Genomic DNA, 26,168 nt, shown 5'->3' on the forward strand with positions numbered 1-26,168 from the left:
GCCTAACCTAGTGCGGCGTGCAGCGCCGCGCCGAACCGCGCGACACCGAGATCGATCTCGTCGGCCGTCACGACCAGCGCGGGGATGAGGCGGACGACGTTGGCCGACGGCCCGCAGGTGAGCGTCAGCAGCCCCTGTGCAGTGGTGGCCTGCTGCACCGCGACAGCGGCAGGGGCGTCGGGCACCCTGTTGCCGGCGGCATCGGTGGAGACGAATTCGATGCCGGCCATCAGGCCGAGGCCCCGGACGTCGCCGATGCCCGGGAACGGCGCGCACACCTCACGCAGGCCGGCGAGCAGCTGCTCCCCGCGCACGCGGGCGTTCTCCACGAGTCCCTCGGCCTCGATGACCTCGAGGGTCGCGATCGCAGCCGCCGCGGCCACCGCGTTGCCACCGTAGGTTCCGCCCTGCGAGCCAGGCCATGCCTTGCTCATCAGCTCGGTGGACGCCGCGATCGCCGAGATCGGGAAACCCGACGCCAGGCCCTTGGCCGTGATGATGATGTCCGGGGTCAGGCCCTCGGCGTGCTGGTGGCCCCAGAACTTGCCGGTGCGACCGAATCCGGCCTGCACCTCGTCGATGATGAGCAGGATGCCGTGACGGTCGGCGCGCTCGCGGAGTCCCTGGAGGAAGCGGGGCGGCGTCGGCAGGTAGCCGCCGTCGCCGAGGACCGGTTCGATGAGGAATGCGGCGGTGTCGTTGGGTGCGACGCGGGACTGGAGGAGGTAGTCGAGCTCGCGCAGGGCGAAGTCGACGGCGGTGTCGGTGTCCCAGCCGTAGCGGAACGCGTAGGGGAACGGCGCCATGTGCACGCCGCTCATCAGTGGGGAGAAGCCGGCCGAGAAGCGGGTCCCCGCGGTGGTGAGGCTCGCGGCCGCAACGGTGCGGCCGTGGAAACCGCCCTGGAAGACGATGATGTTCGGCTTTGCGGTGGCCATCCGGGCGAGCCGGATCGCGGCCTCGACGGCCTCCGAACCCGAGTTGGCGTAGAAGACCGAGTCCAGACCGGCGGGCAGGACCGCACCGAGGCGCTCGGTCAGCTCGAGCAGCGGCGGATGCATGACGGTCGTGTACTGGGCGTGGATCACCTTCGCGCACTGGGCCTGCGCGGCCTCGACGACATGCGGGTGGCAGTGGCCGGTGCTGGTGACACCGATGCCGGTGGTGAAGTCGAGGTAGTCGCGGCCGTCGGTGCCGTGGATCCACGATCCCAGCGCATGGTCGACGACGACGGGCGTCGCCTGCTTGAGCGCAGGGCTGAGGGAGGCCGTCTGGTAGGTGCGGGTGGGGGAGTCAACGCCTGCAGTCATGGGTACACCGTGACGGCAGATCGTCCGATTGTCAACAATGTGACAGTTGGGGACAGTCGGGTCTCGGAGTGACAGCGTCGATCCCGACCGCCGAACCTCAACTCGACCGGCAGACGTCGATCGAAGTCTGCCGGTCGGGTTGACGTCGACCGGTCGTCAGGTGGGCGACATCAGGGAGCGGTGGGGGTGCGGGCTCGCTTCGATACGGCTCCTCGCTGCGCTCGTCGCCTACTCAACGAGCGAAGGTGGTGCGGGGCTCGCTTCGATACGGCTCCTCGCTGCGCTCGTCGCCTACTCAACGAGCGGAGGGAGTGTCGCCTACTCAACGAGCGAAGGTGGTGCGGGGGCTCGCTTCGATACGGCTCGTCGCTGCGCTCGTCGCCTACTCAACGAGCGGAGGGGTGTCGCCTACTCAACGAGCGGAGGGGGTGCGTCGCCTACTCAACGAGCGGAGGGGGTGCGTCGCCTACTCAACGAGCGGAGGGGGTGCGTCGCCTACTCAACGAGCGGAGGGGGTGTCGCTGCTACTCGACGCGCGGAGGGGTGTCGGGGTTACGGTGGCCGCATGAGCACCCGACGTCCGGTCCTCGCGCTCCTCGGTGCCCCAGGTGTCGCGCCGCCATCGAACCTCGATCAGCTCGCCGAGCTCGCCGAGATACGCCATTGCGTCGCAGACGATCTCGCGGGGGCGCTCCCGGGTGCGGACGTACTGGTGCTGTGGGACTTCTTCTCTCGCGCGCTCGCCGACAACTGGGGTGAGGCGACCGCATCGCTGAGGTGGGTGCACGTCTGCGCGGCGGGTGTCGACTCGCTGCTCTTCGACGAGCTGAAGGCGTCAGACGTGGTGGTGACCAACGCGCACGGTGTCTTCGACCGGCCCATCGCCGAGTTCGTTCTCGCCTCGATCCTCGCCCGCGACAAGCGATTACACGAGTCGATGGCCCTGCAGCGCGATCACGTCTGGAAGCACCGGGAGACCGTCGGCACGTCGCGGAGTTCGGCCCTCGTCATCGGGACCGGCGGGATCGGTCGCGCGACCGCGCAGCTGCTCCGTGCCGTGGGGATGCACGTCGTCGGCGGCGGTCGCACCGCGCGGGAGTCGGACCCCGACTTCGGTCGGGTCATCGCCACAGCCGATCTCGCCGACCATGTCGGCCACTTCGACAACGTGGTCACCATCGCGCCGTTGACTCCGCAGACCGCCGGGATGATCGACGCGGACGTGCTCGCGGCGATGAAACCGGGCGCGCACCTGATCAATGTGGGCCGCGGCGAACTGGTCGACGAGCCTGCGCTCATCGACGCGCTGCGGTCCGGGCACCTCGGCGCGGCCTCGCTCGACGTGTTCGCCACCGAACCGCTGCCCGCCGACAGCGAGCTGTGGGATCTGCCGGGTGTCGCGATCTCTGCCCATATGAGCGGCGACGCGCTCGGCTGGCGTGAGGCGCTGTCGGAACAGGTCCTCGAGAACCTGCGCCGATACGTCGGGCTGGACGACGCCGCCGACGGTGGCGTCCTCGCCGAGACGCTGGTCAACGTCGTCGACAAAGAACGCGGCTACATATCGGCCACACGACGATAGGGCGGATGACGTCCTCGCGGCCCGGCCGATAGTAGGCTGTAGCGCGATGACCACCGTCTATTTCCTGATCGCCGCCGTGGCACTCGCGGGTGCCGGCGTCCTGTTGTGGCTCGACCGGCAGCGGTCGAGCGTCGCGCGGCACCAGCGTGCGATCTGGGGGGATGAGCACGAGTTCAAGTTCCGCGAGACGGACACCAAGCTGCGCAAGGTGTTTCGTCGGGCAACGATGAACGTCCCCGATCACGTCGAGGTCCGCGACGTCGCCTACGGCCGCTACGGCGGCGTGGAGACCGTCGTCTTCGATCTCGCCGAGACCGCGACCGTGATCGCCGTCCGCCGGTCCTCGCCGTCGCCCGTTGTCGTCGACCTGCGTCACGAAGACGTGCTGGCACCCGCCGAGGAGGACGTCGAACTCCTCGGTGCGATGGGTCCGCGCGTCATGTTCTCCAACAACCTCGACGTCGCCCGTCGCGTGTGCGACCGGCGGATGGTCGCCCTGGCCAACAAGGCACCGGCGTTCGTCGAGGTGCTGTGGAACGAGGGCAACTGGGCGCTCGGCTCGCTGCCGCTGACCAACGATCCCGCCACGCTCAACACCGGCCTCGAGGTGGTCCGGCGTTTCGCCGACCTGCTGCGCGTCCTTCCCCCGATGCGCGAACCCGAGGACTCGCCCGATCCTCGCGACCCGCACGGACCCACGCGTGCCGAACTCGCCGACGAGAAGACCGAGTCGATGCGCGACAAGCGCCGTCGGCAGGCCGCGGCGGCTCCCGCAACCGAGGCGTCCCCGGCAGCCAAGCCGGCTGCCCCGGTTCGCAAGCCACCGCCGGCGACCGGTACCTCGTCGACGACGGGCCGGGGCATGGCTCCGATGCCGGTCCGAGGGTCTGCAGCGCGCAAGTCCGAGGAGGCGCCCCGCCGGGCCGAGGACGCCGGCGAGCGGCCCAATCGCCACCGCAGCTGAGCGACAGGGCTCATCCGACGCCCCCCGCGGGCACCGTAGGGTAATCGTCATCCAATGCACACCGGCCGACAGCCGGAGAGTTCGAGAGTGAGTGGTCGCATGTCCTCGTCAAGTCCGGTTTCCGACGGCACGCCGCCCCAGGTCGACGCTGCGGCGAGGGCGCGACTCGCAGAACTGGTCCGCGAACTCGCCGTCGTGCACGGCAAGGTGACGCTGTCCTCGGGCAAGGAAGCCGACTACTACGTCGACCTCCGGCGCGCGACCCTGCATCACGAGGCCTCCCGGCTGATCGGCGCGCTGATGCGCGAGCTGACCGCGGACTGGGACTACGTCGCCGTGGGCGGCCTGACGCTCGGTGCCGACCCGGTGGCGACGTCGATCATGCATGCCGACGGTCGCGACATCGACGCTTTCGTGGTGCGCAAGGCCGCGAAGACCCACGGGATGCAGCGTCGTATCGAAGGACCAGACATCGTGGGGCGCAACGTGCTCGTCGTCGAGGACACCAGCACGACGGGCGCTTCGCCCTCGACCGCGGTGGAGGCCGTGCGCGAGATCGGCGCCAACGTCGTGGGTGTCGCCACCGTCGTCGACCGTGCGACCGGAGCGGACGCGGTCATCACCGGGCTGGGCGTGCCCTACCGCTCGCTGCTCGGGCTGAGCGATCTCGGCCTTGCCTGACACACCCGATCCGGACGCCGGGGTCGCAGGCCCCACCGAATGGGTCACCGGCCCGCCGGTGGGTGTCGGGCCCTGGTCCGTCGAACATCCCGACGAGCCGGTCCCGGACGACGAGCATCTCGATCCCGAACTGCTCGCGGACGGCGACACCCGCAACGTCGTCGACGCGTACCGGTACTGGAAGCGCGAGGCCATCGTCGCCGACATCGACACGCGTCGGCACCCGCTGCACGTCGCCATCGAGAACTTCGCCCACGATGCCAACATCGGCACCGTCGTGCGCACCGCGAACGCGTTCGCCGTCGCGGCGGTCCACATCGTCGGACGGCGCCGCTGGAACCGTCGCGGGGCGATGGTCACCGACCGCTATCAGCACCTCATGCACCACGAGACGGTCGGCGACCTGATCGACTGGGCACGAGAAGAAGGGCTGGCGGTCGTCGCCGTCGACAACACACCGGGATCGCGCCCGCTGGAGACCGTGGAACTGCCGCGCGAATGCGTGCTGCTGTTCGGTCAGGAAGGTCCCGGCGTCAGCGACGACGCGCAGCGGCAGGCCGACATGACGGTGTCGATCGCGCAGTTCGGGTCGACCCGCAGCATCAACGCCGGCGTCGCTGCCGGGATCGCGATGCACGCATGGGTCCGGCAGCACGCCGATCTGGATCAGGCCTGGTAGCACTGCCTCGACACGCCTCCCGCCGGGGACTCAGGCCACTCGCCAGAGGTGCTGGTCGGTCCGCGGAGTGCGGTTACTCGGCCACCGACGGGGCGTTCGCCTCGGTGGCGTCGGTACCCGCGGCTGCCGCGGCCTTGGCCACGCGGCGTCGTCGGTACCACTCGATGAACATCGGCAGGACCGACACCAGGACGATCGCGATGAAGATCGGCTCGATCAGCTTCTGGACGAACTCGAAGCGGCCCAGCCAGTAGCCGAGCAGGGTGATGCCGGCACCCCAGACGATGGCGCCGATGACGTTGTAGACGAAGAACACCGGGTACTTCATCCGCGCAGCACCCGCCACGATCGGGGCCAGGGTGCGCACGATCGGCACGAAGCGGGCCAGCAGGATCGTGATCGGACCGCGCTGCTCGAAGAACTCGTGCGCCTCGGTGAGGTAGCGCTCCTTCAGGAAACGGGCGTCGGGTTTGAACATGCTGGTGCCGATGTACCGGCCGATCCAGTAGCCGATCTGGCCGCCGATGATCGCGGCGATCGGGATGAAGATCAGCAGCTGCCAGAGCGAGGCGAACTTGTCGATGCCTTCCTTGCCGCCCGCGGCGACGACCATGCCGGCGACGAACAGCAGCGAGTCACCGGGCAGAACCGGGAACAGCACTCCGGACTCGATGAGGATGACCAGCAACAACCCCCAGAAAGCCCAGGCACCGAAGTAGCCGAGCAGGGTCACCGGGTCGAGAAAACCCGGCATGAGGGCGACGTTCGTCGTGGTCTGGGCGAGCGCGGAGTCGATCACGGGAACCAAGAGTACCTGCGCTCCGGACGGGGGCGGAATCTCGCGAGACCGGGATCGAAATGGACGCGACCCCGGGCGTCAGCCGGTCTCGCCCGGGCCGGGATCGTCGGACGAGGCGAATCTGCGTTGCAGGACGGCCACGCCTGCCACCACGGCCGCACCGAGGACGAACAGGGTGAGGGCACCCGGCCAGTCGTCGGCGACCGCCAGCGGCGACCCGTCGGCAGGGTCCTGCCACGGCCACAACGCCCGTAGCGATCCCAACAGCAGGCCGGCCGCCGCGACCATCGCCCAGGTGTGGTGGTTCCGCAGCAGCCACTCCACGACCTGGACGAAAGAAGCCAGGCCGACGACCGCGCCCGCGGCGAAAACGCCCAGGTAAACGAGGTTGCGTCCGTCGACGGCCGCGAGTGTCGGCGCGTAGAGGCCGACGACCAACAGGAAGAAGGAGCCCGAGACGCCCGGCAGGACAAGGGCGCAGACCGCGACCGATGCCGCAAGGAACACGAGGAACAGGGATGGATCGCCGACCTCACCACGCGGCAGCGACGAGAGGACGAAGACCAGAACCGCCATCGCGAGGAACATCAGGACCGCCGTCGCCTTAGACCGTGCGCCGGTGAGGGTCCCACGCGGGATCTCCTGCAACGGGATGGCCACCGACATCGCGATCATGCCCATGAAGAGGGCGCGCGAGTACACCGGTTGCTCGGTGACGAAACTCTCCATCACGCCGGCGATCGCCACGACGGCGACTGCCATACCGGCGAGCACGGGAACCACCAGCCACCAGTCGACGCCCTTCGCAGCTGCGCGCGGCTCGCGGCCCACAAGACGCAGCGGGGCGTTGGTCGCGGCCGTCATCGACGCGATGAGTCGGTGGTAGATGCCCGTGATCAAGGCGACGGTGCCGCCGGAGACACCGGGGATGGTCTCGGCCGCCCCGATCATCGCGCCACGACCCACGTGGGCAGCCACCGTCGCGACGGAGGGGCGCTCGGATCCGGGGCCGGCGTGGGGGGCGTCATCGGGCGGGGCCGGGCATCGAGGGGGAGGCACACCGCGATTCTACGGACGGGTGCCCCTGCCCAGGTCCGGGGCCGAATGGTGGGCGCACCCGCCGGTGTGGCACCTGCCATACTGAGGGAAGTCCGGCCGCGGGAAGTCCGGCTGCTCGTCACGGCCCATCAACCGTGGGCGAGAGAACCCGAACACCAGAGCACATCAACACCCTGGAGGATTCGTCGATGCCCATTGCAACCCCGGAGCAGTACGCCGAGATGTTCGACAAGGCGAAGAAGGGTGGTTACGCATTCCCCGCGATCAACTGCACCTCGTCGTCGACCATCAACGCCGCGATCAAGGGCTTCGCCGACGCCGGCAGTGACGGCATCATCCAGTTCTCGACCGGTGGTGCCGAGTTCGGTTCGGGCCAGGGTGTCAAGGACATGGTGACCGGTGCCGTGGCACTCGCCGAGTTCGCACACGTCGTCGCCGCCAAGTACGACGTCCTCATCGGCCTGCACACCGACCACTGCCCCAAGGACAAGCTGGACACCTACGTGCGTCCGCTGCTGCAGATCTCGCAGGAGCGCGTCGACGCCGGCCAGAACCCGCTGTTCCAGTCGCACATGTGGGACGGCAGTGCCGTGCCGCTCGACGAGAACCTGGAGATCGCCAAGGAGCTCCTCGCCAAGGCGGGCGCGGCCAACATCATCCTGGAGATCGAGATCGGCGTGGTCGGCGGTGAGGAGGATGGCGTCGAGAACGAGATCAACGACAAGCTGTTCACCACCCCCGAGGACTTCGAGAAGACCATCGAGGCACTGGGCGCCAGCGACTCGGGCAACCGCTACCTGCTCGCCGCCACCTTCGGCAACGTCCACGGCGTCTACAAGCCGGGCAACGTCAAGCTGCGTCCCGACGTGCTGAACACCGGCCAGGAGGTCGCCGCCAAGAAGCTGGGTCTGGCCGACGGTGCCAAGCCCTTCGACTTCGTCTTCCACGGCGGCTCGGGCTCGCTGAAGAGCGAGATCGACGAGGCGCTGAGCTACGGCGTGGTGAAGATGAACGTCGACACCGACACCCAGTACGCCTACACCCGCCCGGTTGCCGGCCACATGTTCAGCAACTACGACGGCGTCCTCAAGGTCGACGGCGACGTGGGCAACAAGAAGGTCTACGACCCGCGCAGCTGGTCCAAGAAGGCCGAGGCCAGCATGAGCGAGCGTGTTGTCGAGGCGTGCAACGACCTCAAGTCGAACGGCAAGTCGCTGACCGCCTGATCGTCTGACACTTCTGTCCGCACCCTTTCGAGGGTGCGGGCAGAACTGTTTTCGGGCCCCGGTCGATCACGGCCGGGGTCAGCGTCGGTGCTTTCCGGCGTGGGATGTCCTGGTCGCCGGCCGTTCGCCCCGCGTCAGCGGCGGGATGTGTTCGATGGCACCCGCGGCGGTCGCGACGATGCGACTGGTCGAGCGAGCCGCCGACGACCAGGGTCGGTCAGTGCGCGCGGTCGCGTCGAGCAGGTCGCGGAAACGATCCAGCGCGGTGAGCGGTGCCGCGGCGATCGCGTTACCCGGAGGGCGTCGGGCCACCACCGGGTGCGGCCGCGTGGGAGCGGTGGACCGGACGATCTGCCACCACGTGCCCAGGCGCACGAGTTCGTCGCGGTCGGTCGCCTCCTGTAGCCGGGGGAGCAGGACGTCCTCCTCGTCGCGGACGTCTTCCCGTAGAAGACGGACGATCTCGGCGAACAGCCGGTGGTGCTCGTCGGAGTCGACGTCAAGGGTTTCCAGCGAGGTGAAGAGCTCGTTGATCGCCTGGTGCTCCTTCTCGATCTCGAGCGTGAGCTGCTCCCCGTCGGCGAGGCGGCGGCGGATCGCCGGCCACAGCACGGCCTCTTCGGCGAAGGCGTGGGGGAAGACGAGTCGGCACAGCTCGTTCAGAACTGCCTCGCGGTCGTGTCCGGAGGCGCCCTCGGCGGCCTTGATGAGACGGTCCAGTTCGATGTGGTCCCGCTTCTGGCGGCTCAGGACGGAGCGGCGTCCACCCAGTTCGTCTTCGGTCTGGTCGGCCAGTGATCGGGGCATGGCGTTCCTCCCGGGAGTTCAGCGGGTGCCACGCAGCGGGCTCGACGTGGGTTCGATCCGGCGCTTACCCGACAACCGGGAGGTGAAACGGCGGGGAAGTGAAACGGTGGGAGGTGAAACGGCGGTGACCCGGGTCAGGAGGTCAGCAACCCGACCATCACCGCCACCGCAAGCGCGATCATCACGAGCGCGGAGACGAGGACTGCGGGATCGGTGCGTGACCCGGAACGTCCACTCGTACTCCCGGGGCGGGTGGGCCGGATACGCCGCGACGGGCCGCTCGACACCGGCGGCGGTGTGGTCGGCGGTGTCGGGCGCCGAGGGGTGAAGTACACGGGCACGTCCGCTGACTGCTCCTGGTACTCCGCCAGGGCGTCGTACCCGAGCAGGTCCGGCGCATGTGGCGGCGGCGGGGGTGTGGTCGACGGGGGACCCCACCCCTGACCGCCGGTCACGTGGGGTTGCACACCTTCCAGTCATCACCTTCGCGCTGCAGGTTCAGCGTCACCGTCTCGGGGGTCTCCGGCGAGCTCGTGTGCACCGCGACGACCTCGACGACCGCCAGATCGCCGCCCTCGACGACCCGGACGGCGTTGATCGCCTGGGTCTGGACGAGCTCGTTGCGGGCCTTCTGCGCGTCGTAGGTCTTCTGGTAGGCGGCGTCGTCGAAGTCCTCGTAGAAGGCGTGCAGCTCACCACACGTGACCGACCGCAGGGTCTCGAGGTCGCCCTCGTACAGCGCGGTCGTGTAGTCGAGCGCCACCTCGGCGGCCTCGTCGGCCGGTGGGGTGGCCGTCATGTTCTGGTAGGCGAAGATGCCGCCGATGGCCGCCACGATCACCACGAGGAGCGCGACGACGGCGATCAGCGGGCCCTTGCCGCGCTTCTTGGTGGTCTTCGACGGCTTGCTGCCGGGGATGACCTGCGGCTGCTGGGTCGTGGTCGTCCACTCACCGGTCGACGGCGCGGGGACCGCGGGTTCGGGGACGGTGTCGGTGCGCTCGTCCGGCGTCGCTGCCTTGGCTCCGGCCGCTGTCGCACCTGCAGCCGCGGCCGCAGCCGGGATGACCTTCGTGGCGGCATCGGAGTCGTCGGCGGGCTCGTCTGCCGGCGCAGCCGTCGCGTGATCGTCCTCGACGTTCGCCAGCGACATCGCCTCGGTGGGTGCCTCTGCCGGCGCCTCGTCGTCGGTCGGGGTGCCGTCTGCTTCTTCGGTCTCCGCGACTTCTGGCTCGGCTACCTCGGGTTCGGCGACCTCGGGTTCGGTCGGCTCGAGCTCCGCTGCGGGTTCCCCGACCTCGTCAGTGGACTCGAAGGGCTCCTCGGTCTCGGTTGCGATCTCGGTGTCGGCTTCGTCTGCTGCCGGGCTTGATCCGGCGTCGGCGACGGAATCCTCGGACTCGGCTTCGGCGTCGGTCTGGTCGGCGACCCCCTCGCCCGGGTTCTCGTCCTCGGTCTCGTCTGTACCACCGGCCACGGCAGCACCGGCGGCCGCCGCACCCACGGCGCCGGCCGCGACCGCAGCCGCGCCTGCCCGGGACTCGTCGGTGTCGTCAGCGTCGGCGGTTTCCGTGATCTCCGTCTCGTTGGCGGCCTCTCCGGTCGACTCAGCGGTCTCCGTCTCGCCCGCGCCCGTCTCGTCCGTGCCCGGTGCTTCTGCGTCCGCCGGCTCGGCGGCGTCGTCCTGCCCCGCAGGCTCAGGCTCGTCGGCCGCAACCTCGTCGGCTTCCTCGGCCTCGGCCTGCGGCTCGGGCGCTGCGGAGGTCGCATCGATGTCGTCGAGATCCTCGAGCTCGCTCGGGTCGGGGAGATCCTCACGGCGGATCACCGTGGTCTTGGAGTCGCTCGGCCCCAGGCGGGCGGGCTTGCTCACCGGCTCGGCCGGCGCCTCCTCCGCGTCGGCCGGTTCGGTATCGGGAGTGTCTGCGTCATCGGTGCCGAGAGGATCGATCGAGTCCAGATCCTCGAGATCCTCCGGCGACGGCAGGTTGTCGCGGCTGATGATCTGAGTCGCACCGTCGATCCCGCGCCCACCCTTGGGCTTCGGCGCCTTGGCCGGGGCCTTCTCCGCGGGGGCCTGCGCGTCCGAAGCGTCGGTGCCGGTGTCCGCCGCGTCGTCGGCCCGGTTCTCGGCGGTGTCGTTCTGGGTGGGATCGTCCACGGCTTGCTCGTGGCCCTCTCTGCTGGTGCTCTGGTTCTCGGCGTCGTCGCCGGTCGGAACAGTATCCGGGGTGGTGTCCGCGATGTCCGGACGCGATCGGGAATCCCGGTCGGTTTCCGTCGCGGGTTCGGGTGGCCGGGCCGGGGCGGTGTCCGGTGTGTCGCCCGGACCTGCGTCGGGTCGGCCGGTGAGGTCGCGACGTGCATTCGCGCCACCAGGGGTTGCCGCGGCCGGCCCGGCGGCGGCGCCCGATTGACCGCTCCGTCGTGAACGACGTTCGTCCCGGGCCTGGCGCAGCGTCGAAAGTGCTTTGGTGACAGCGGCTCTCGGCTTGTCGGATCGAGCCATCGACTGATCACCCCGCATTCTGCCCATCGCATGGTTTCGGCCCGGCCACCGAGTAGCCCGGTGGCAGGACCGATTGCGCCATTCACCCTAGCGAATCGTCGGCAGGTCCAGCACTACGGCATTCGGTCGATGCGGTCACCCGAGCGGCCTCGATGCTTGAATGGGTACATGACGTCTTTCGGAGATCTCCTCGGCCCGCAACCGGTTCTGCTCACCGGCGACGACGACGCCGAGTCGGACCTGCTCAACGGGGCAGTCCCGGCCGAGGTCGCGGCCGCCCATCCCACCGCCTCCATCGCCTGGGCGTATCTCGCCGAGGCGGCCCTCGAGACCTCGACCGCAGCCGGCGAGGCCGGCGACACCGGTGCGGTCATCGCCGCCTACGCCTACGCGCGGACCGGTTACCACCGCGGGCTCGACCAGCTGCGTCGGCACGGTTGGAAGGGCTTCGGTCCCGTCCCGTGGAGTCATGAACCCAACCGCGGATTCCTGCGATGCGTAGGCGCTCTCGCCCGGGCCGCCGAACTGATCGGGGAAGAGGACGAGCACGTGCGCTGCCTCGACCTCCTCAACGACAGCGACCCCAGGGCGGCCGCCGAGCTCGGCCTGGTCTGACCAACCCGCGACTCGTCGAATGTCGGCAGCCGCGAGCGGTTCGTTCCCGCGCAGGGTCTATGACTCCCTGCCTGCAACGCTGAGACGACGCCTTCGTCGTCTGAGGATCTCCCTGATCCCGATCGTCCAGTGTGCGCTGGCGGCGGGAATCGCCTGGTGGGTCGCGACGCACGTCTTCGCGCACCCCGACCCGTTCTTCGCCCCCATTGCGGCGGTCATATCGCTGGGACTGGGTCTGGGACGCCGCTGGCGCCGGTCGGTCGAGCTCGTCGGCGGCGTCGCGATCGGCATCCTCGTCGGCGACCTCTTCATCGGCTGGGTCGGTGAGGGCGCCTGGCAGATCATGGTGGTCGTCATCCTGGCGATGTCGCTGGCGGTCGTGCTCGACGACGGGCTGCTGATCCCCATGCAGGCGGCGTCGTCGGCGGTCCTGGTCGCGACCCTGCTGCCGCCCGGCGGGGTCGCCGGATTCCATCGTGCGCTCGACGCGCTGATCGGCGGGGTGCTCGGGATACTCGTGGCCGCGCTGTTCCCGGTGAACCCGGCCAACCGGGCGCGAGAAGACGCGGCCGGTGTGCTGCTCACCATCCGGGACACGGCGCGGTCGGTCGCCGAGGGGCTGCGCGCCGGCGATGCGGACACGATCGCCGCTGCGCTCGAGACCGCGCGCGGTACTCAGGCGGCCATCAACAAGATGCGCACCGACATGACCGGCGGCCGCGAGGTCACCCGCATCTCGCCGCTGTACTGGAGTTCGCGCGACCGGCTCGACCGACTGGTGAGGACCGCCGACCCGATCGACAACGCGGTCCGCAACTTCCGGATCATCGCGCGTAGATCCCTGGCCGTCACCCAGCGCGGAGAGCGGGTGCAGCCGGCGATCATCGAGATCATCGACGACGTGGGCGGCGCGTTCGAGGTGCTCCGGGAGATGATGCTGGCCGATCCCGGCGCGGATCCCGACCCCGTCGAGGCCGCTCGCGTCATCCGCTCGATCGTGCGCAAGGCGCGGACGGACCTGGCCGTGAACAGCCACCTCTCCGAGGCCGCGCTGCTCGCGGAGATCCGGTCCCTGCTCGTCGATCTGCTGATGATCGCCGGCCTACGACGCTCGTCGGCGCTCGCCACCCTCCGAAGCTGAGGCCGACACAACGGAGCGCGGTAGGCCTGTTGCCACATATGCGAACTTCCGCATATATTGACCGCCATCATGGGTCACTCACATTCGCATTCCCACACCCCGGGCGCCGGTGCCGCAGGGGAGCGGCGGCTGTGGCCGATGGCGCTTGCGGTCGCGCTCATCGGCGGGTTCTTCGTCGTGGAGCTCGTCACCGGCATCCTGGTCAACTCGCTCGCCCTGATCGCCGACGCGGGGCACATGCTCACCGACGTCGTCGCACTGATCATGGGTCTGATCGCGTTGCTGCTGGGTCGTCACGGCCGGACCACCGACACCCGTAGCTTCGGGTGGCATCGTGCCGAGGTGTTCACCGCCGTCGCCAATGCGGTACTGCTCATCGGAGTCGCGGCCTTCGTCCTGATCGAGGCGATCGAGCGCATCGGGAACGATCCGCAGGTCCCCGGCCTGACGCTGATCATCGTCGCCCTGCTGGGTCTGGCGGTGAACCTCGGGGTGATGCTCCTGCTCCGCGCCGACGCCAAGGAGTCCATCGCCGTCCGCGGCGCCTACCTCGAAGTCCTGGCCGACGCCGTCGGCAGCGTCGGGGTCCTGATCGCCGGCATCGTCGCGCTGACCACCGGCTGGGGCTACGCCGACATCGTGGTCGCGGTCCTCATCGCCCTGTGGGTGGTGCCGCGTGCGCTCCGGCTGGCGATCGACGCGCTGCGCATCCTCAACCAGCAGGCGCCGGCACACATCGACGTGGAGACGCTGCGCTCCGACCTCGCCGGTATCCCCACCGTCGACGATGTCCACGACCTGCACGTCTGGACCCTGACCACCGGCATGGACGTCGCCACCGTGCACCTGGGCAGCACCCGGCCGAACTCGGAGGTGCTGCCCGCCGCGCAGGCCGTCCTGGCCCGCCACGGTCTCGAGCACGCCACAGTGCAGGTCGACAACGACGATCAGGGACGATGTCGTGACGAGATGACGTGGTGAGTCCGCGTCGGTGAGTCGAAAATGTCGGGTATGCCTTAAATTCCCGGCATGGAACGACGCGACTTCCTCGCGATACTCGCGGCCGGCACGGTGGGTGCCCTGACCGCGACCACCCTGTCCGGCTGCGCCTCGCCGGTCCCGGCCGCCGAGATCACGCCCCCGACCCCACCCACGCCCACCCCGCCGGCACCCACCTCGCCCACGCCGTCGGTGTCGCCTGCAGGGCTGCTGCCGCCGGCGGTCGGCACGCGCCAGCCGCTGCCCGACGAGCCGATCACCGGCCTGCCGGGCAAGGGCCGGCACATCGCACTCACGGTCGACGACGGTGCCAGCTCCGACGTCATCGGCGCCTACGTGAAGTTCGCCCAGGACACCGGCGCCCGCTTCACCTTCTTCGTGACCGGTTCGTTCGACGGATGGACCGACCACCGCGCAGAACTGCGGCCGCTCGTCGAATCCGGACAAATCCAGTTGGGCAACCACACCTGGACGCATCCGGCGCTCACCGAGCTCTCGGCCAAGGGCATCGCCGACGAACTCGGCCGGACCAAGCGGTTCCTGAAGAACCAGTACGGCGTCGACGGCACGCCCTACTATCGGCCGCCTTTCGGCTACCACAACGCGTCGGTGGACGCGGTGGCCGCCGATCTCGGCTACACCATGCCGACACTCTGGTACGGCTCACTGTCGGACTCCGGCCTGATCACCGAGAAGTATCTCGTGCAGTGCGCCCGCAAATACTTCCGGCCGCAGACCGTGGTGATCGGCCACGCCAACCACGATCCCGTCACCAAGGTCTATCCGAAACTGGTCGACATCATCCGTCAGCGAAAGCTGCGTATGGTCACCCTCGACGACTACTTCGCGTCCTGACTCGCGGAACGTCGGAGGCCGTGCCGCGCAAGCGCGCGGCGGTTTTCGCTCACGCTGATTCGTAGTCGACGAGGAATGGCGCGTCGCCGATACCGTAAGCCGGTCATGGCCTCACCTCAGCAGACTTCCGCGTCCCCGACGGCTCACGAGACCGACGCCGAGCGCCGCAAGCGACTCCGCACGGTCGTGGCCGCGAGTCTCCTCGGCACCACCGTCGAGTGGTACGACTTTTTCCTCTACGCGACCGCCGCGAGCCTGGTGTTCAACCAGCTGTTCTTCCCGGACCAGAGTTCCTTCGTCGGAACCCTGCTGTCGTTCGCGACCTTCGCGGTCGGGTTCGTCGTCCGGCCGATCGGCGGCGTGATCTTCGGGCACATCGGCGACCGGATCGGCCGCAAGCGAACCCTCGCGATCACGATGGTCATGATGGGCATCGCCACCGCGCTGATGGGTGTGCTGCCGACCGCGGAGGCCGTCGGCGTCGTCGCCCCGATCCTTCTTCTCCTGCTGCGCATCGTGCAGGGCTTCGCGCTCGGCGGCGAGTGGGCCGGGGCCGTGCTGCTCGCGGTCGAGCACAGCCCCGATCGCAAGCGCGGTCTGTTCGGCAGCATCCCGCAGATCGGACTCGCCCTCGGTCTCGCGCTCGGCACGGGGGTGTTCGCCCTCCTCCAGGTGGCGCTCGACGACGACGCGTTCCTGACCTACGGATGGCGCATCGCCTTCCTCGTGAGCATCGTGCTCGTCGTCATCGGCTTCGTGGTGCGGCTCAAGGTCGACGAGACGCCGGCCTTCGCCGAGGTCGCCGAACTCGCGCAGAAGTCGACGGCACCGATCCGCGAGGTCGTGCTCCCGCCGAACACCCGCAACACGGTGCTGGGCCTGCTCGCCCGTTGGGGTGAGGGATCGGCGTTCAACACCTGGGGCGTCTTCGCGATCGCCTATGCGACAAGCGAACTCGACATGGAAAAAGTCCCGGTCCTGGTGGCCGTGACGATCGCGTCCCTCGTGATGGCGGTCCTTCTCCCGGTATCCGGAAAGCTCACCGACCGGTACGGCGCCAAACCGGTCTACCTCGCTGGAATGGCGGCCTATGGGCTGTCGGTCTATCCGGTGTTCGCCCTTTTCGGAACCGAGAACCTCGTCTGGTTCACCGTCGCGCTCGTGATCGTGTTCGGCGTGATCCACGCCCTGTTCTACGGCGCCCAGGGCACGCTGTTCGCGAGCCTGTACCCGACCCGGGTCCGCTACACCGGCCTGTCGGTGGTCTACCAGTTCTCCGGCATCTACGCCTCGGGCCTGACCCCGCTGATCCTGACCGCGCTGATAGGTGCGGCCTCCGGGTCGCCGTGGCTGGCCGCCGGCTATCTCGTGCTCACCGCGGTCATCAGCGTCGTCGCTACGTCGTTGATCCGCCGCGACGACCTGCACCTGACGACCGGCAACGACGCCGAGGTCGAAGCCGCCGCCAAGACCGCCGGCGACGAGACCGCCCCGACGCCGGCGCCGATCCCGGTCGGCTGACCGGGTCCGGTCAGGGTCGGACGAGCAGCAGATCGGTGACGTGCCGGTAGAACGTCGACCGCTTCAGCACGCGTTCGTTCACGACGCCCTCGCGTTCGACCACGATGTTGGTGCCGCCGGTCTGCACCGCGCGTCCGGCGAACCACTTGCCCGGCAGCAGGAACCGCTCGACCTGGGCACGCAGACCCGGGGCCTCGAGCGTGGGTTCGATGAGGATGGACCGGACCTCGCCGTCGAAGAGTCGCTCGCTGTCGACGTAGGACTCACCGTGCAGCTTGGCGCCCTCGGCGCCGAGGTGACGCGCGCTGCCGAGGACGACCGTCGCGGCGTCGTCGCGGATGAGGGGCACCGGGCTCGCGGTGCCGTTCTCGGCGAGCTCGCGGGCGGCCGGCCCGTGCGGAAGCCGGTATCGGCGGGTCGCCGCGGTCACCTCCGCCGAGACATACGCCACTTCCACGTCGAGCCGCTCGGAGGTCATCAGGGCGGCCACCACCTGATCCAGGAAGGTGTCGGCCTCCTCGGCGAGGGTGGGCGCGAATCGTTCGGCCACACGAGGTTCGACGATGAGGCGGGTGACGTCGGAATCGGACAGGGCGTCGGCCACGGCGGCACGGATCGCCTTCTTGTCGTCGGCGCGACTGGCTTGGGTGATCAGGGCGAAAGACACGCGGATAGGGTATCGGGAGCCTGAACACAGTAGTGTTGGTGAGGTTTGTTCTGATCAGTTCAAGCGCGCCACACAAAGGAGTACCTGAATCATGGCCGCGATCGTGCTTATCGGCGCCCAGTGGGGCGACGAGGGCAAAGGGAAGGCCACCGACCTGCTCGGCGGCTCGATCAACTGGGTTGTCCGGTATCAGGGCGGCAACAACGCCGGCCACACCGTCGTACTCCCCTCCGGTGAGACCTTCGCCCTGCACCTCATCCCGTCCGGCATCCTCACCCCCGGCGTGCAGAACGTGATCGGCAACGGCGTCGTCGTCGACCCGGGTGTGCTGCTCACCGAACTCGGCGGACTCGAGGACCGCGACGTCGACACCACCGGCCTCCTCATCTCCGCCGACGCACATCTGCTGATGCCGTACCACGTGGCCATCGACAAGGTCACCGAGCGCTTTCTCGGCAACAAGAAGATCGGCACCACCGGTCGTGGCATCGGGCCCTGCTACCAGGACAAGATCGCCCGCGTGGGTGTGCGCGTCGCCGACGTGCTCGACGAGAAGATCCTCACGCAGAAGGTCGAGGCTGCCCTCGAACTGAAGAACCAGATCCTGGTCAAGATCTACAACCGCAGGGCCCTCGACCCGGCGCAGGTCGTCGACGAGGTCCTCGGCCAGGCCGAAGGCTTCAAGCACCGCATCGCCGACACCCGGCTGCTGCTCAACCAGGCCCTCGAGCGCGGCGAGACCGTGCTCCTCGAGGGTTCGCAGGGCACGCTGCTCGACGTCGACCACGGCACCTACCCGTACGTGACCTCGTCGAACCCGACCGCCGGCGGCGCCGCGGTGGGCGCGGGCATCGGCCCCAACAAGATCACCACGGTTCTCGGCATCCTGAAGGCCTACACCACGCGCGTCGGCTCCGGTCCGTTCCCGACCGAGCTGTTCGACGAATGGGGTGCATACCTGGCCAAGACCGGCGGCGAGGTCGGCGTCACCACCGGCCGCGCCCGTCGCTGCGGTTGGTTCGACGCCGTGATCGCCCGCTACGCCACCCGCGTCAACGGCATCACCGACTACTTCCTCACCAAGCTCGACGTGCTGTCCAGCATCGACACGATCCCGATCTGCGTGGCCTACGAGGTCGACGGCGAGCGCATCGAGGACATGCCGATGACCCAGACCGGGTTCCACCACGCCAAGCCCATCTACGAGGAGATGCCCGGCTGGTGGGAGGACATCTCCCAGTGCAAGACGTTCGAGGAGCTGCCGCAGAACGCGCAGAACTACATCCTGCGGCTCGAAGAGCTCTCCGGCGCCCACATCTCGTGCATCGGCGTCGGCCCGGGACGTGATCAGACGATCGTTCGTCGCGCGATCGCCTGAGCTACGACCCACTAACTCCCTGAGGTGCGAGCGAAGCGACCCCCTCGCTCCCTGAGGTGCGAGCGAAGCGACCCCCTCGCTCCCTGAGGTGCGAGCGAAGCGAGCCTCGAAGGGCCCGCGACGCCGTCCCACCAGGCCTTCGTGGCTCGTCGACTTCGATACGCTCCTTCGTCGCTGCTCAGCCCGGCGGCTATCGCTCCTCGCACCTCGGGCAGCGGAGGGTGGTGTTGTCGCGCTCCTCGCACCTCAGGCAGCGGAGGGGTTCGGCAGCCACGCGCCGTGTAGTCCGGCGGGTACGCGGATCGGTAGGTCCACGGTGGCGATCGGGCCGTCCTGCGGGGCGTCGGCGCTGAGCAGGTAGAACCGCGAGGTCATGTCGGTCGGGTCGGTGCCGATCGCGCCCCAGTAATCGCGTTCGGCGCCCGGGATGTAGATCGGTTCGCCGATCGCGGCACCCGGGGTCCAGACCGTCTCCGTCCCGGCGGCGAGGTCGTGGAACCACAGACTGTCGAGATCTGTGCCGTCCCGCGGGCCCTTCGCGACGGTGGCGATGCGGTGATGCTCCCGCGTCAGCATCCGGTCGTCGACGCGCGGGAACTCCATGTCCGGTTCGGCGCTGTTCAGGACGGTCTTGCTGATCCCGGCGTCGGGCCGGAGCACCGCCCGCGTCAGAGACGACGTCGCGGGCGTGGGCTGGTCGGAGAAGCCGCCCGGATAGGTCCACTCCACGTAGTCGACGGTGACCGAGCCGTCGGGATTGTCGAAGGCGTTGGCGAAGTGCCAGACCCAGAACGGGTCGGTGTCGATCCAGCGCACCGCGGTGCCGTCCCGTGGGATCAGTGCGATGCGGGTCCCGCGCTGAGGCTGCCACGACAGCAACGACCCGCCGCTCATCACCGACGCGAAATCGAAGACCAGCGGGCACACGAACAGCACGATGTAGCGACTGGTCAGCGCCATGTCGTGGATCATGATCGGGGCGTCGATCCCGTCGACCGGGGTCGGCTTGCGAGTCGCCCGGCCATCCGGACCGACGACGGCCCAGGTCAGGTACGGCGCTTCGAGTACGTAGTTGAACAGCACCATTTCCCCGGTCGACGGGTCGATCTTCGGGTGCGCGGTGCTGCCGACGAACATTGCACCGTCACAGTCGGTTCGCCCGACGGTCGCCAGATCGGCCGGTGAGATCTCGTACGGGCGGTCCGCCTCGGCCATCGCCAGCAGCCGCCCGCCGTGACGCACGATGTTGATGTCGGGCAATTCGCGGGTCGTGCCCGCCAACTCGTCGCCGACCTCCGCTGCCGACGGGGTGTAACCGTCGGTGATGCCCGACCAGATGGCATGTCCGGCAGCCTCTTCCGCGAGGACCATCGGGGTACGGACGAAACGGTTGCGATACGACGCACGCCCGCCGTCGAGGCTGATGCGGTGCACCATGGCGTCCCCGTCGATCGGGTACACATACGAACCGATCGGGTCGAAGCGCATGTTGGGCCCGTTGCGCAGGTAGCTACCTCGCAGGTCGGCCGGGATCTCCCCGCTGACCGGTAGGTCGACGGCGTCCACCTCGTCACGCTGCGGGGCGAAGACGCCGGTGAGGAACGGGTTGCGGGACATGTCGACCGGCGCTGGGCGGGTAGGGACATCGGATGCGGTCATGACGCTGCTTTCGGCGAGCCGTTGATGACGATGATGTCGCTTCAGGTTAAGGCGTTCCTGCAGGTCGCGTCCGCCGATCGTCCGGTTCGTCCTAAATCGGCGGGTCCGGGGGCGGGCGATCGACGCGGTCGTCGTGATTAGCTTGGGCATGCGTTCGAGGCGGGGGAGCCGCGACTACGGGTCGATTCTGCTCGGCTCGGTCGAGGAGAGCGGGGTCAAGCAACGCGTTCGAATCCAGACACTGCTGACCACGTCGATCGTGGTGGCGAACATCTTCGGCGCCGTCGTCGCGACCGCTCTGGCTGCCGTGGGCATCCCGCAACCGACGGTCTTCACCGCCGAACTGTGGTGGGTGAACTACATCGCCGTACCCGTGTACATCCTCGGCGCGTTCGTCATCGGGATCGGTTGGGGCACCCTGGTGGGCGTCCGGAATCTCCGGTGGGCGATCCGCGACGAGGCCCCGACCAAGCGCGATGCGCGCCGCACGATGCGCCTGCCCTGGCGACTGTCGCTGGTGCAGGGTCTGCTCTGGGCGGGTGCCACCGTGATGCTGACGATCATGTACGGCGTCGCCGACCCGCAGTTGATCCCCAAGACGCTCTTCGTCGTCGGTATGAGCGGCGTCGTCGTGGTGGGCATCTCGTACCTCTTCATCGACTTCACCCTGCGGCCCATTGTGGCCGAACTGATCTCGGCCGGATTCCACCGCCGCAAACGCACCGGTGTGAAGACCCGGGCGGTGGTGTCGTGGATGGTCGGGTCGGCGATCCCGATCATCGGCATCCTGCTGGTCGTGGCATTCGGAGTGGGGCGCGACGAGACGTCGAAGCTCGACCTCTTCATCGGGGTGACGGTCCTGGGCCTCACCGCCCTGTTCACCGGTCTGCTGCTGACGCTGCTCTCGTCGATGAGCATCACCGGGCCGATCGGTTCGGTGCGATCCGGGATGAACCGCGTGACCTCGGGCGATCTCGAGAACGCCGACCTCGTCGTCTACGACGGCACCGAACTCGGTGACCTGCAGGTGGGTTTCAACGCGATGGTCTCGGGGCTGCGGGAACGGGAACGGATGCGCGACCTGTTCGGACGCCACGTCGGCCGCGAGGTTGCCGAGGCGGCGTTGTCGTCGGATCCCGAGCTCGGTGGCACCGAGCGGGTGGCTGCCGCCCTCTTCGTGGACGTGATCGGTTCGACGACTCTTGCCGCGCAACGCCGTCCGACCGAGGTCGTGGAGATCCTCAACAAGTTCTTCGCCGTGATCGTCCGAGCCGTCGAGGACAAGGACGGACTCGTCAACAAGTTCGAGGGCGACGCCGTCCTGGCGGTCTTCGGCGCGCCCATCGAACTCGACGACCCGGCCGGCGCGGCACTCGCGGCGGCACGTCGCATCGTCGCCGACCTCGCGGTCGAGGTGCCCGAACTGTCCGCGGGGGTCGGGGTGAGTTACGGGGCCGTCGTGGCCGGAAACGTCGGCGCCATCGAACGTTTCGAGTACACGGTGATCGGCGACCCGGTGAACGAGAGTGCGCGGCTCTCCGAACTCGCCAAACGCGACCCGTCGAGTCCGTTGGCGTCGGGACGCGCGGTCGAGGCCGCCGATCCGGCCGAAGCCCGTCGCTGGACCCAGCTGGAAACCCTGTCGTTGCGCGGCCGGACGGCCGAGACGGTCGTCTACGCGGCCGCCACGGGGGAGCGCACGGCGACCCTCGAGAACACGCTGGGGGAGAAGGCGACTGCGGAAACGGACACCGGCTAGGTGGTCAGATGGCGTCCTCGGAGCTGATCAGGAGGCCGTCGGGTCCGACGATGCTGAGGCCGAGGCCGTCGAAGACGGAGTACTTGTACCCGTTGTTGTAGGCGACGTAGTAGTAACGGCCGCTGCCGTTCTCCTGTTCGAACACGCCGGAGACCGGGATACACAGGGTGTTTCCCGAACTGCGTGCGACGCCCCGGTATTCGAGATCACCGTTGCCCCATTGGCAGATGGTGGCGGCGGACTTCGCGGTCACGACCGAGGTGACGGTGTACTGGTTGCCGTCGCACGACGGCACGATCGGGGCGGCGCCGGCCGTGGACGTGCCGGCGGCGAGCGCGCCGGCGGCGAGGACGAGTGAGGCGCCGGCGGTGGCCAGGCGGGTGTGCGTAGTTGTCATGAAACCGAAGCTAGAGCAGGTTTTTCGTCTGGAACATGGGCAGAACTCCCCGCCATCGTTCAGGTGGATGACCCTTCGCCCTTCGATACGCCCTCCGCAGGCTCCGGGCTACTCAGGGAGCGGGAAGGGGTTCCGCAGGCTCCGGGCTACTCAAGGGCATTCAGGCGTCCCGGTCGCCCTGTCCCTCGGCGAAGTCGAGTCGGCGGAGCGCGATTCGCAGAACCTCGTCGTCGATGCGCCCGGCGTCGCGCTCCTCGATGAACACCTTGCGTTGCAGGTGCAGGAGTTCGGTGCGGATACGGGAGCCTGCGGCGGTGGGGCTCTCGCCGATCGTCTCGGGGCCACGGCCGAGTTCCTCCCACGCCACATTGCGCTGCGAGGTGATCCATTTGCGCATGAGGACCACCTGCATACGGCTGGGGTCGTCGTCGGCGAGGCCGGCGGCGATCTCCTCGAGTCGACGCTCGGCCTCCCGCGAGGCCCGGTCCTGGGCGGCGGCATAGGCGAGACGATCCTGCGCGCGCTCGTCGCCGGTGACGCCGAGCTTCCGGATCACCCAGGGCAGCGTGGTGCCCTGGATCAGGAGAGTGCCGACCACGACCACGAACGTCAGGAGCAGGATCTCGGCGCGCGCCGGGAAGGGTTCGCCGGACTCGGTAGTCAACGGGATGCCGAAGGCGGCAGCGAGTGAGACCACTCCGCGCATCCCCGCCCAGGAGACGACGAAGACCGAGGCCGGTGTCGGGCGCGGATCCGGTCCGAGCTTCCCGCGGAAGATCACCCCCGGTAGGAAGGCTGCCGGGTAGACCCAGAGGAACCGGATGACGATCGTGGCGGTGAGCACTGCGGCGGCATCGATGGCGACCTGAACCCACGATTCGCCCTCGACGCCCTCGATGATGAACGGCATCTGGACGCCGATGAGCAGGAAGACGAAGGATTCGAGGATGACGTCGATGGACTTGCGGACCGCTTCGTCCTGAAGCCGGGTGGCGTAGCCGAGGCGGACCGACCGCTGACCGAGGAACAATCCGGCCGTCACCACGCCGATCACGCCCGAGCAGTGCAGCTGTTCGGCGACGAAATAGGCGGCGAAGGGCACCAGGATGCCGATCGCGGTCTCCATCGGGGGGTCGGTCAACCAGACCCGTACCCACGAGACCGCCATGCCGAAGAGGAGGCCGACCACGAGGCCGCCGATCGCCGCGACGGCGAAGGTCAGCAACCCCTCGCCCAGTGACGTGGTCAGGCCGATGGCGGCCGCGAGGGCGATGCGGAACGCGGTCAGTGCCGTGGCGTCGTTGAGGAGGCTCTCACCGCCGAGGAGAGTCATGACCGGCCGGGGAAGTCCGAGGCGACGGCCGATCGCCTGCGCCGACACCGCATCCGGAGGAGCGACCACGGCACCGAGCACGAGAGCCGCGGACAGTGGGAGGTTGGGGACGGTCAGATGGGCGACGAACCCGACGACGACCGTCGTCACCAGCGGTAGGCCAACAGCGAGCGCCGCGATCCCACGCCAGCGTGCTCGGATCGCCTGGTACGAGCTCTCCTGGGCAGCGGAGTACAGCAGTGGCGGCAGGATGAGGAAGAGTACGAGTTCGGGGTTCAGCTCCGGCGTCGGCAGGCCGGGGATCCAACCGATCGCCAGGCCGACGGTGACCAGGATCAGCGGCGAGGACAACCCGTAGCGACGGCAGAGAGCAGCCACCGCCAACGCGACGACCGCGATGACCAGAAGCGATGCACTCATCCGAGCGACTGTAATCGCCGGCGGCCATGTTGATAATGGTGAACATGCAGATCTTTCGCCGGTTCTCGTCCCGCGGCGACGCCTCGTCGGGTCCGGCACCCGACGCCGACGCCGCGTCGGACCCGTCGGCGCGCTGCCCCGAGCTGGCCGCGGTCGCGGACGACTCGATACCTGTGCCGGAACCCCCGGCGGGCGAGAGGCTTTCCTGCGAGGGCTGCCTCGCGATCGGGGAGGACCACTGGGCACACCTGCGGATGTGTCTGCGATGCGGGTACATCGGATGCTGTGACTCGAGTCCGCGCCGGCATGCGACCGCGCACTTTCACGACACCACCCATCCGGTCATGCGCTCCGCCGAACCCGGCGAGAGCTGGAGGTGGTGCTACGTGCACGAGGTCATCGGTTGAGAGCCACACCACGACCCCGCACAACCGGGTGTCACCGTGGCAGAACCCGCACCGGCGACAAGTAGGATTTGGGAATGACGTCGAACAGCGAGAGCGCGACCAGCGCGGATCAGCCGGCGCCGACGATCGGCCCGCCGGATGTCATCGGTACGCCGCTGAGTCCGACGGCGACCAAGGTGATGGTGCTCGGTGCGGGCGAACTCGGCAAAGAGGTCGTGATCGCGTTCCAGCGTCTCGGCGTCGAGGTCGTCGCCGTGGATCGTTACGCCAACGCACCCGGCCAGCAGGTCGCGCATCACGCCGAGGTCATCGACATGACCGACCCGGAAGCGCTGCTCGCCGTCATCGACAAGCATCGGCCCGCCTACGTGGTGCCGGAGATCGAGGCCATCGCGACGGAGGCGCTCGTCGAGGTCGCCGAGCGCGGCATCGCGGAGGTCATCCCGACCGCGAGCGCTGTCGTCGCCACGATGAACCGCGAGGGCATCCGACGCCTCGCCGATGAGGAACTCGGCCTCCCGACGTCGCCGTACCTCTTCGCCGACACCCTCGAGGAGCTGACGGTCGCCGCCCGGCAGATCGGCTTCCCGTGCGTCGTGAAGCCGGTGATGTCCTCCTCCGGCAAGGGGCAGTCGGTCCTGCGCGGACCCGACGACGTCGCGGCGGCGTGGGAGACCGCGAACACCGGCGGCCGCGTCCAGGGCAACCGCGTCATCGTCGAGGGGTTCATCGAATTCGACTACGAGATCACGCTTCTCACGGTGCGCGCGATCGACCCGCGGACCGGGCTGCTGACCTCGCATTTCTGCGCCCCCATCGGTCACCGCCAGATCAACGGCGACTACGTCGAGAGCTGGCAGCCGCACGAGATGAGTCCGGACGCGCATGCCTCCGCGACCTCGATCGCGGCACGCATCGCCACCGCGCTCGGTGACGGAAAGCTCGCCGGCCGTGGTGTTTTCGGTGTCGAACTGTTCGTCCAGGGCGACGACGTCTACTTCTCCGAGGTGAGCCCGCGGCCGCACGACACCGGCCTCGTCACCATGGCGACCCAGCGGCTGTCGGAGTTCGAGATGCACGCCCGCGCGATCCTCGGCCTGCCCGTCGACGTCACCCTGGCGTCGCCCGGCGCGTCCGCGGTGATCTACGGGCAGCTCGACCAGCCCGCCATCGGATTCGAGAACGTTGCGGCGGCACTCGCGGTGCCCGAGACCGACATCCGCCTGTTCGGCAAGCCCGAGAGCTACCATCGCCGACGCATGGGGGTGGTCACCGCGACCGCCGACGACGTCCCCGCCGCTCGCGAGCGTGCCGTGCGGGCGGCTTCTCTCGTCACACCCGTGCCGGGCCGTCCCGCTGTCCGCAAGGCGACGGTTCTGCCGCCGCCCCCACCGCCGCGCC

At 68.8% G+C, this 26,168-nt stretch carries 24 protein-coding genes; 14 read left to right on the top strand and 10 right to left on the bottom strand.

All coding sequences use genetic code 11. The features are described 5' to 3' along the window. Positions 1–2: 2 nt before the first annotated feature. On the bottom strand, positions 3–1,310 hold the full coding sequence (locus GONAM_RS16715) for an aspartate aminotransferase family protein (RefSeq protein WP_006867936.1): 1,308 nt from the start codon (positions 1,308–1,310) through the stop codon (positions 3–5). A gap of 565 nt (positions 1,311–1,875) precedes the next feature. Here GONAM_RS16715 and GONAM_RS16720 point away from each other — a divergent pair. The 4 genes from GONAM_RS16720 to GONAM_RS16735 all read left to right on the top strand — a co-directional run bounded on the left by GONAM_RS16720 (position 1,876) and on the right by GONAM_RS16735 (position 5,216). Beyond that, positions 1,876–2,892, top strand: a complete 1,017-nt coding sequence (locus tag GONAM_RS16720) for a D-2-hydroxyacid dehydrogenase (RefSeq protein ID WP_006867937.1) — start codon at positions 1,876–1,878, stop codon at positions 2,890–2,892. 46 nt (positions 2,893–2,938) lie between these two features. Then, complete coding sequence (locus GONAM_RS16725) at positions 2,939–3,856, top strand: TtfA family protein (RefSeq protein ID WP_006867938.1); 918 nt, start codon at positions 2,939–2,941, stop codon at positions 3,854–3,856. Positions 3,857–3,955: 99 nt separating this feature from the next. Beyond that, the gene (pyrE, locus tag GONAM_RS16730) at positions 3,956–4,537 is read left to right on the top strand and encodes an orotate phosphoribosyltransferase (protein WP_006867939.1); all 582 of its coding nucleotides are present in this window, start codon (positions 3,956–3,958) and stop codon (positions 4,535–4,537) included. Continuing rightward, a complete protein-coding gene (locus GONAM_RS16735; protein ID WP_006867940.1) occupies positions 4,530–5,216 on the top strand; it encodes a TrmH family RNA methyltransferase in 687 nt (228 codons plus the stop codon). The genes pyrE and GONAM_RS16735 overlap by 8 nt, the downstream gene beginning before the upstream one ends. A gap of 73 nt (positions 5,217–5,289) precedes the next feature. Here GONAM_RS16735 and GONAM_RS16740 read toward each other — a convergent pair whose 3' ends face one another. Beyond that, a complete protein-coding gene (locus GONAM_RS16740; protein WP_040536772.1) occupies positions 5,290–6,015 on the bottom strand; it encodes a DedA family protein in 726 nt (241 codons plus the stop codon). Positions 6,016–6,093: 78 nt separating this feature from the next. Further along, positions 6,094–7,074, bottom strand: coding sequence for a DUF368 domain-containing protein (locus GONAM_RS16745; protein WP_006867942.1), 981 nt, complete (start codon positions 7,072–7,074; stop codon positions 6,094–6,096). A 188-nt stretch (positions 7,075–7,262) separates the two neighbouring features. Here GONAM_RS16745 and fbaA point away from each other — a divergent pair, with 188 nt between their 5' ends. Beyond that, positions 7,263–8,300 (top strand): class II fructose-bisphosphate aldolase, encoded by a 1,038-nt coding sequence (fbaA, locus tag GONAM_RS16750; RefSeq protein ID WP_006867944.1) that lies wholly within the window; start codon positions 7,263–7,265, stop codon positions 8,298–8,300. A 78-nt stretch (positions 8,301–8,378) separates the two neighbouring features. On the opposite strand, the gene GONAM_RS16755 is transcribed toward fbaA, so the two are convergent. From GONAM_RS16755 to GONAM_RS16765, 3 genes are all read right to left on the bottom strand, one after another. Then, complete coding sequence (locus tag GONAM_RS16755) at positions 8,379–9,107, bottom strand: hemerythrin domain-containing protein (RefSeq protein WP_006867945.1); 729 nt, start codon at positions 9,105–9,107, stop codon at positions 8,379–8,381. Positions 9,108–9,241: 134 nt separating this feature from the next. Next, positions 9,242–9,562 (bottom strand): hypothetical protein, encoded by a 321-nt coding sequence (locus tag GONAM_RS16760; protein ID WP_006867946.1) that lies wholly within the window; start codon positions 9,560–9,562, stop codon positions 9,242–9,244. After that, on the bottom strand, positions 9,559–11,616 hold the full coding sequence (locus tag GONAM_RS16765; protein WP_006867947.1) for an Rv0361 family membrane protein: 2,058 nt from the start codon (positions 11,614–11,616) through the stop codon (positions 9,559–9,561). The genes GONAM_RS16760 and GONAM_RS16765 overlap by 4 nt, the downstream gene beginning before the upstream one ends. A 168-nt stretch (positions 11,617–11,784) precedes the next feature. Here GONAM_RS16765 and GONAM_RS16770 point away from each other — a divergent pair, with 168 nt between their 5' ends. The 5 genes from GONAM_RS16770 to GONAM_RS16790 all read left to right on the top strand — a co-directional run bounded on the left by GONAM_RS16770 (position 11,785) and on the right by GONAM_RS16790 (position 16,747). Further along, entirely contained in the window at positions 11,785–12,231 is a 447-nt protein-coding gene (locus tag GONAM_RS16770) for a DUF3151 domain-containing protein (protein WP_006867948.1), read from the top strand. A 19-nt stretch (positions 12,232–12,250) separates the two neighbouring features. Next, positions 12,251–13,372, top strand: a complete 1,122-nt coding sequence (locus GONAM_RS16775) for an FUSC family protein (protein WP_006867949.1) — start codon at positions 12,251–12,253, stop codon at positions 13,370–13,372. 69 nt (positions 13,373–13,441) lie between these two features. Then, positions 13,442–14,353 carry a cation diffusion facilitator family transporter gene (locus GONAM_RS16780; RefSeq protein ID WP_006867950.1) on the top strand — a complete coding sequence of 304 codons (912 nt, stop codon included), beginning with the start codon at positions 13,442–13,444 and terminating at the stop codon, positions 14,351–14,353. Positions 14,354–14,401: 48 nt separating this feature from the next. Beyond that, on the top strand, positions 14,402–15,226 hold the full coding sequence (locus GONAM_RS16785; protein ID WP_006867951.1) for a polysaccharide deacetylase family protein: 825 nt from the start codon (positions 14,402–14,404) through the stop codon (positions 15,224–15,226). 105 nt (positions 15,227–15,331) lie between these two features. After that, the gene (locus GONAM_RS16790) at positions 15,332–16,747 is read left to right on the top strand and encodes an MFS transporter (protein ID WP_051992595.1); all 1,416 of its coding nucleotides are present in this window, start codon (positions 15,332–15,334) and stop codon (positions 16,745–16,747) included. 10 nt (positions 16,748–16,757) lie between these two features. Here the strand turns inward: GONAM_RS16790 and GONAM_RS16795 are convergent, their stop codons facing one another. Further along, on the bottom strand, positions 16,758–17,414 hold the full coding sequence (locus GONAM_RS16795; RefSeq protein ID WP_006867953.1) for a hypothetical protein: 657 nt from the start codon (positions 17,412–17,414) through the stop codon (positions 16,758–16,760). Between the two features lie 91 nt (positions 17,415–17,505). On the opposite strand from GONAM_RS16795, the gene GONAM_RS16800 reads away from it, so the two are divergent. Next, entirely contained in the window at positions 17,506–18,792 is a 1,287-nt protein-coding gene (locus GONAM_RS16800; RefSeq protein ID WP_006867954.1) for an adenylosuccinate synthase, read from the top strand. Positions 18,793–19,038: 246 nt separating this feature from the next. Here the strand turns inward: GONAM_RS16800 and GONAM_RS16805 are convergent, their stop codons facing one another. After that, entirely contained in the window at positions 19,039–20,451 is a 1,413-nt protein-coding gene (locus GONAM_RS16805; protein ID WP_040536773.1) for a carotenoid oxygenase family protein, read from the bottom strand. Between the two features lie 148 nt (positions 20,452–20,599). On the opposite strand from GONAM_RS16805, the gene GONAM_RS16810 reads away from it, so the two are divergent. Next, a complete protein-coding gene (locus GONAM_RS16810; RefSeq protein WP_006867956.1) occupies positions 20,600–22,210 on the top strand; it encodes an adenylate/guanylate cyclase domain-containing protein in 1,611 nt (536 codons plus the stop codon). Between the two features lie 4 nt (positions 22,211–22,214). Here GONAM_RS16810 and GONAM_RS16815 read toward each other — a convergent pair whose 3' ends face one another. Both GONAM_RS16815 and GONAM_RS16820 read right to left on the bottom strand, forming a co-directional pair. Then, positions 22,215–22,607, bottom strand: coding sequence for a hypothetical protein (locus GONAM_RS16815; protein WP_006867957.1), 393 nt, complete (start codon positions 22,605–22,607; stop codon positions 22,215–22,217). 160 nt (positions 22,608–22,767) lie between these two features. Beyond that, positions 22,768–24,360: a Na+/H+ antiporter gene (locus GONAM_RS16820; RefSeq protein ID WP_006867958.1), complete on the bottom strand. Its 1,593-nt coding sequence runs from the start codon at positions 24,358–24,360 to the stop codon at positions 22,768–22,770. Positions 24,361–24,404: 44 nt separating this feature from the next. Between GONAM_RS16820 and GONAM_RS16825 the strand changes: the two genes are divergently transcribed. Both GONAM_RS16825 and purT read left to right on the top strand, forming a co-directional pair. Continuing rightward, entirely contained in the window at positions 24,405–24,767 is a 363-nt protein-coding gene (locus tag GONAM_RS16825; protein WP_006867959.1) for a UBP-type zinc finger domain-containing protein, read from the top strand. A 74-nt stretch (positions 24,768–24,841) separates the two neighbouring features. Continuing rightward, the coding region (gene purT, locus GONAM_RS16830; protein WP_006867960.1) for a formate-dependent phosphoribosylglycinamide formyltransferase at positions 24,842–26,168 on the top strand (1,327 nt) is incomplete at its 3' end.

It is taken from the genome of Gordonia namibiensis NBRC 108229, from assembly GCF_000298235.1.
Lineage (GTDB): Bacteria > Actinomycetota > Actinomycetes > Mycobacteriales > Mycobacteriaceae > Gordonia > Gordonia namibiensis.

Bases quoted from the DNA above. Each gene is read 5' to 3' on its own strand.
- GONAM_RS16810 (WP_006867956.1), top strand. From the start codon at position 20,600: ATGCGTTCGAGGCGGGGGAGCCGCGACTACGGGTCGATTCTGCTCGGC.
- GONAM_RS16780 (WP_006867950.1), top strand. From the start codon at position 13,442: ATGGGTCACTCACATTCGCATTCCCACACCCCGGGCGCCGGTGCCGCA.
- GONAM_RS16820 (WP_006867958.1), bottom strand. From the start codon at position 24,360: ATGAGTGCATCGCTTCTGGTCATCGCGGTCGTCGCGTTGGCGGTGGCT.
- GONAM_RS16725 (WP_006867938.1), top strand. From the start codon at position 2,939: ATGACCACCGTCTATTTCCTGATCGCCGCCGTGGCACTCGCGGGTGCC.
- GONAM_RS16775 (WP_006867949.1), top strand. From the start codon at position 12,251: ATGTCGGCAGCCGCGAGCGGTTCGTTCCCGCGCAGGGTCTATGACTCC.
- GONAM_RS16825 (WP_006867959.1), top strand. From the start codon at position 24,405: ATGCAGATCTTTCGCCGGTTCTCGTCCCGCGGCGACGCCTCGTCGGGT.
- GONAM_RS16765 (WP_006867947.1), bottom strand. From the start codon at position 11,616: ATGGCTCGATCCGACAAGCCGAGAGCCGCTGTCACCAAAGCACTTTCG.
- GONAM_RS16720 (WP_006867937.1), top strand. From the start codon at position 1,876: ATGAGCACCCGACGTCCGGTCCTCGCGCTCCTCGGTGCCCCAGGTGTC.
- GONAM_RS16715 (WP_006867936.1), bottom strand. From the start codon at position 1,310: ATGACTGCAGGCGTTGACTCCCCCACCCGCACCTACCAGACGGCCTCC.
- GONAM_RS16805 (WP_040536773.1), bottom strand. From the start codon at position 20,451: ATGACCGCATCCGATGTCCCTACCCGCCCAGCGCCGGTCGACATGTCC.
- GONAM_RS16785 (WP_006867951.1), top strand. From the start codon at position 14,402: ATGGAACGACGCGACTTCCTCGCGATACTCGCGGCCGGCACGGTGGGT.
- GONAM_RS16755 (WP_006867945.1), bottom strand. From the start codon at position 9,107: ATGCCCCGATCACTGGCCGACCAGACCGAAGACGAACTGGGTGGACGC.
- GONAM_RS16815 (WP_006867957.1), bottom strand. From the start codon at position 22,607: ATGACAACTACGCACACCCGCCTGGCCACCGCCGGCGCCTCACTCGTC.
- GONAM_RS16770 (WP_006867948.1), top strand. From the start codon at position 11,785: ATGACGTCTTTCGGAGATCTCCTCGGCCCGCAACCGGTTCTGCTCACC.
- pyrE (WP_006867939.1), top strand. From the start codon at position 3,956: ATGTCCTCGTCAAGTCCGGTTTCCGACGGCACGCCGCCCCAGGTCGAC.
- GONAM_RS16790 (WP_051992595.1), top strand. From the start codon at position 15,332: ATGGCCTCACCTCAGCAGACTTCCGCGTCCCCGACGGCTCACGAGACC.
- fbaA (WP_006867944.1), top strand. From the start codon at position 7,263: ATGCCCATTGCAACCCCGGAGCAGTACGCCGAGATGTTCGACAAGGCG.
- GONAM_RS16800 (WP_006867954.1), top strand. From the start codon at position 17,506: ATGGCCGCGATCGTGCTTATCGGCGCCCAGTGGGGCGACGAGGGCAAA.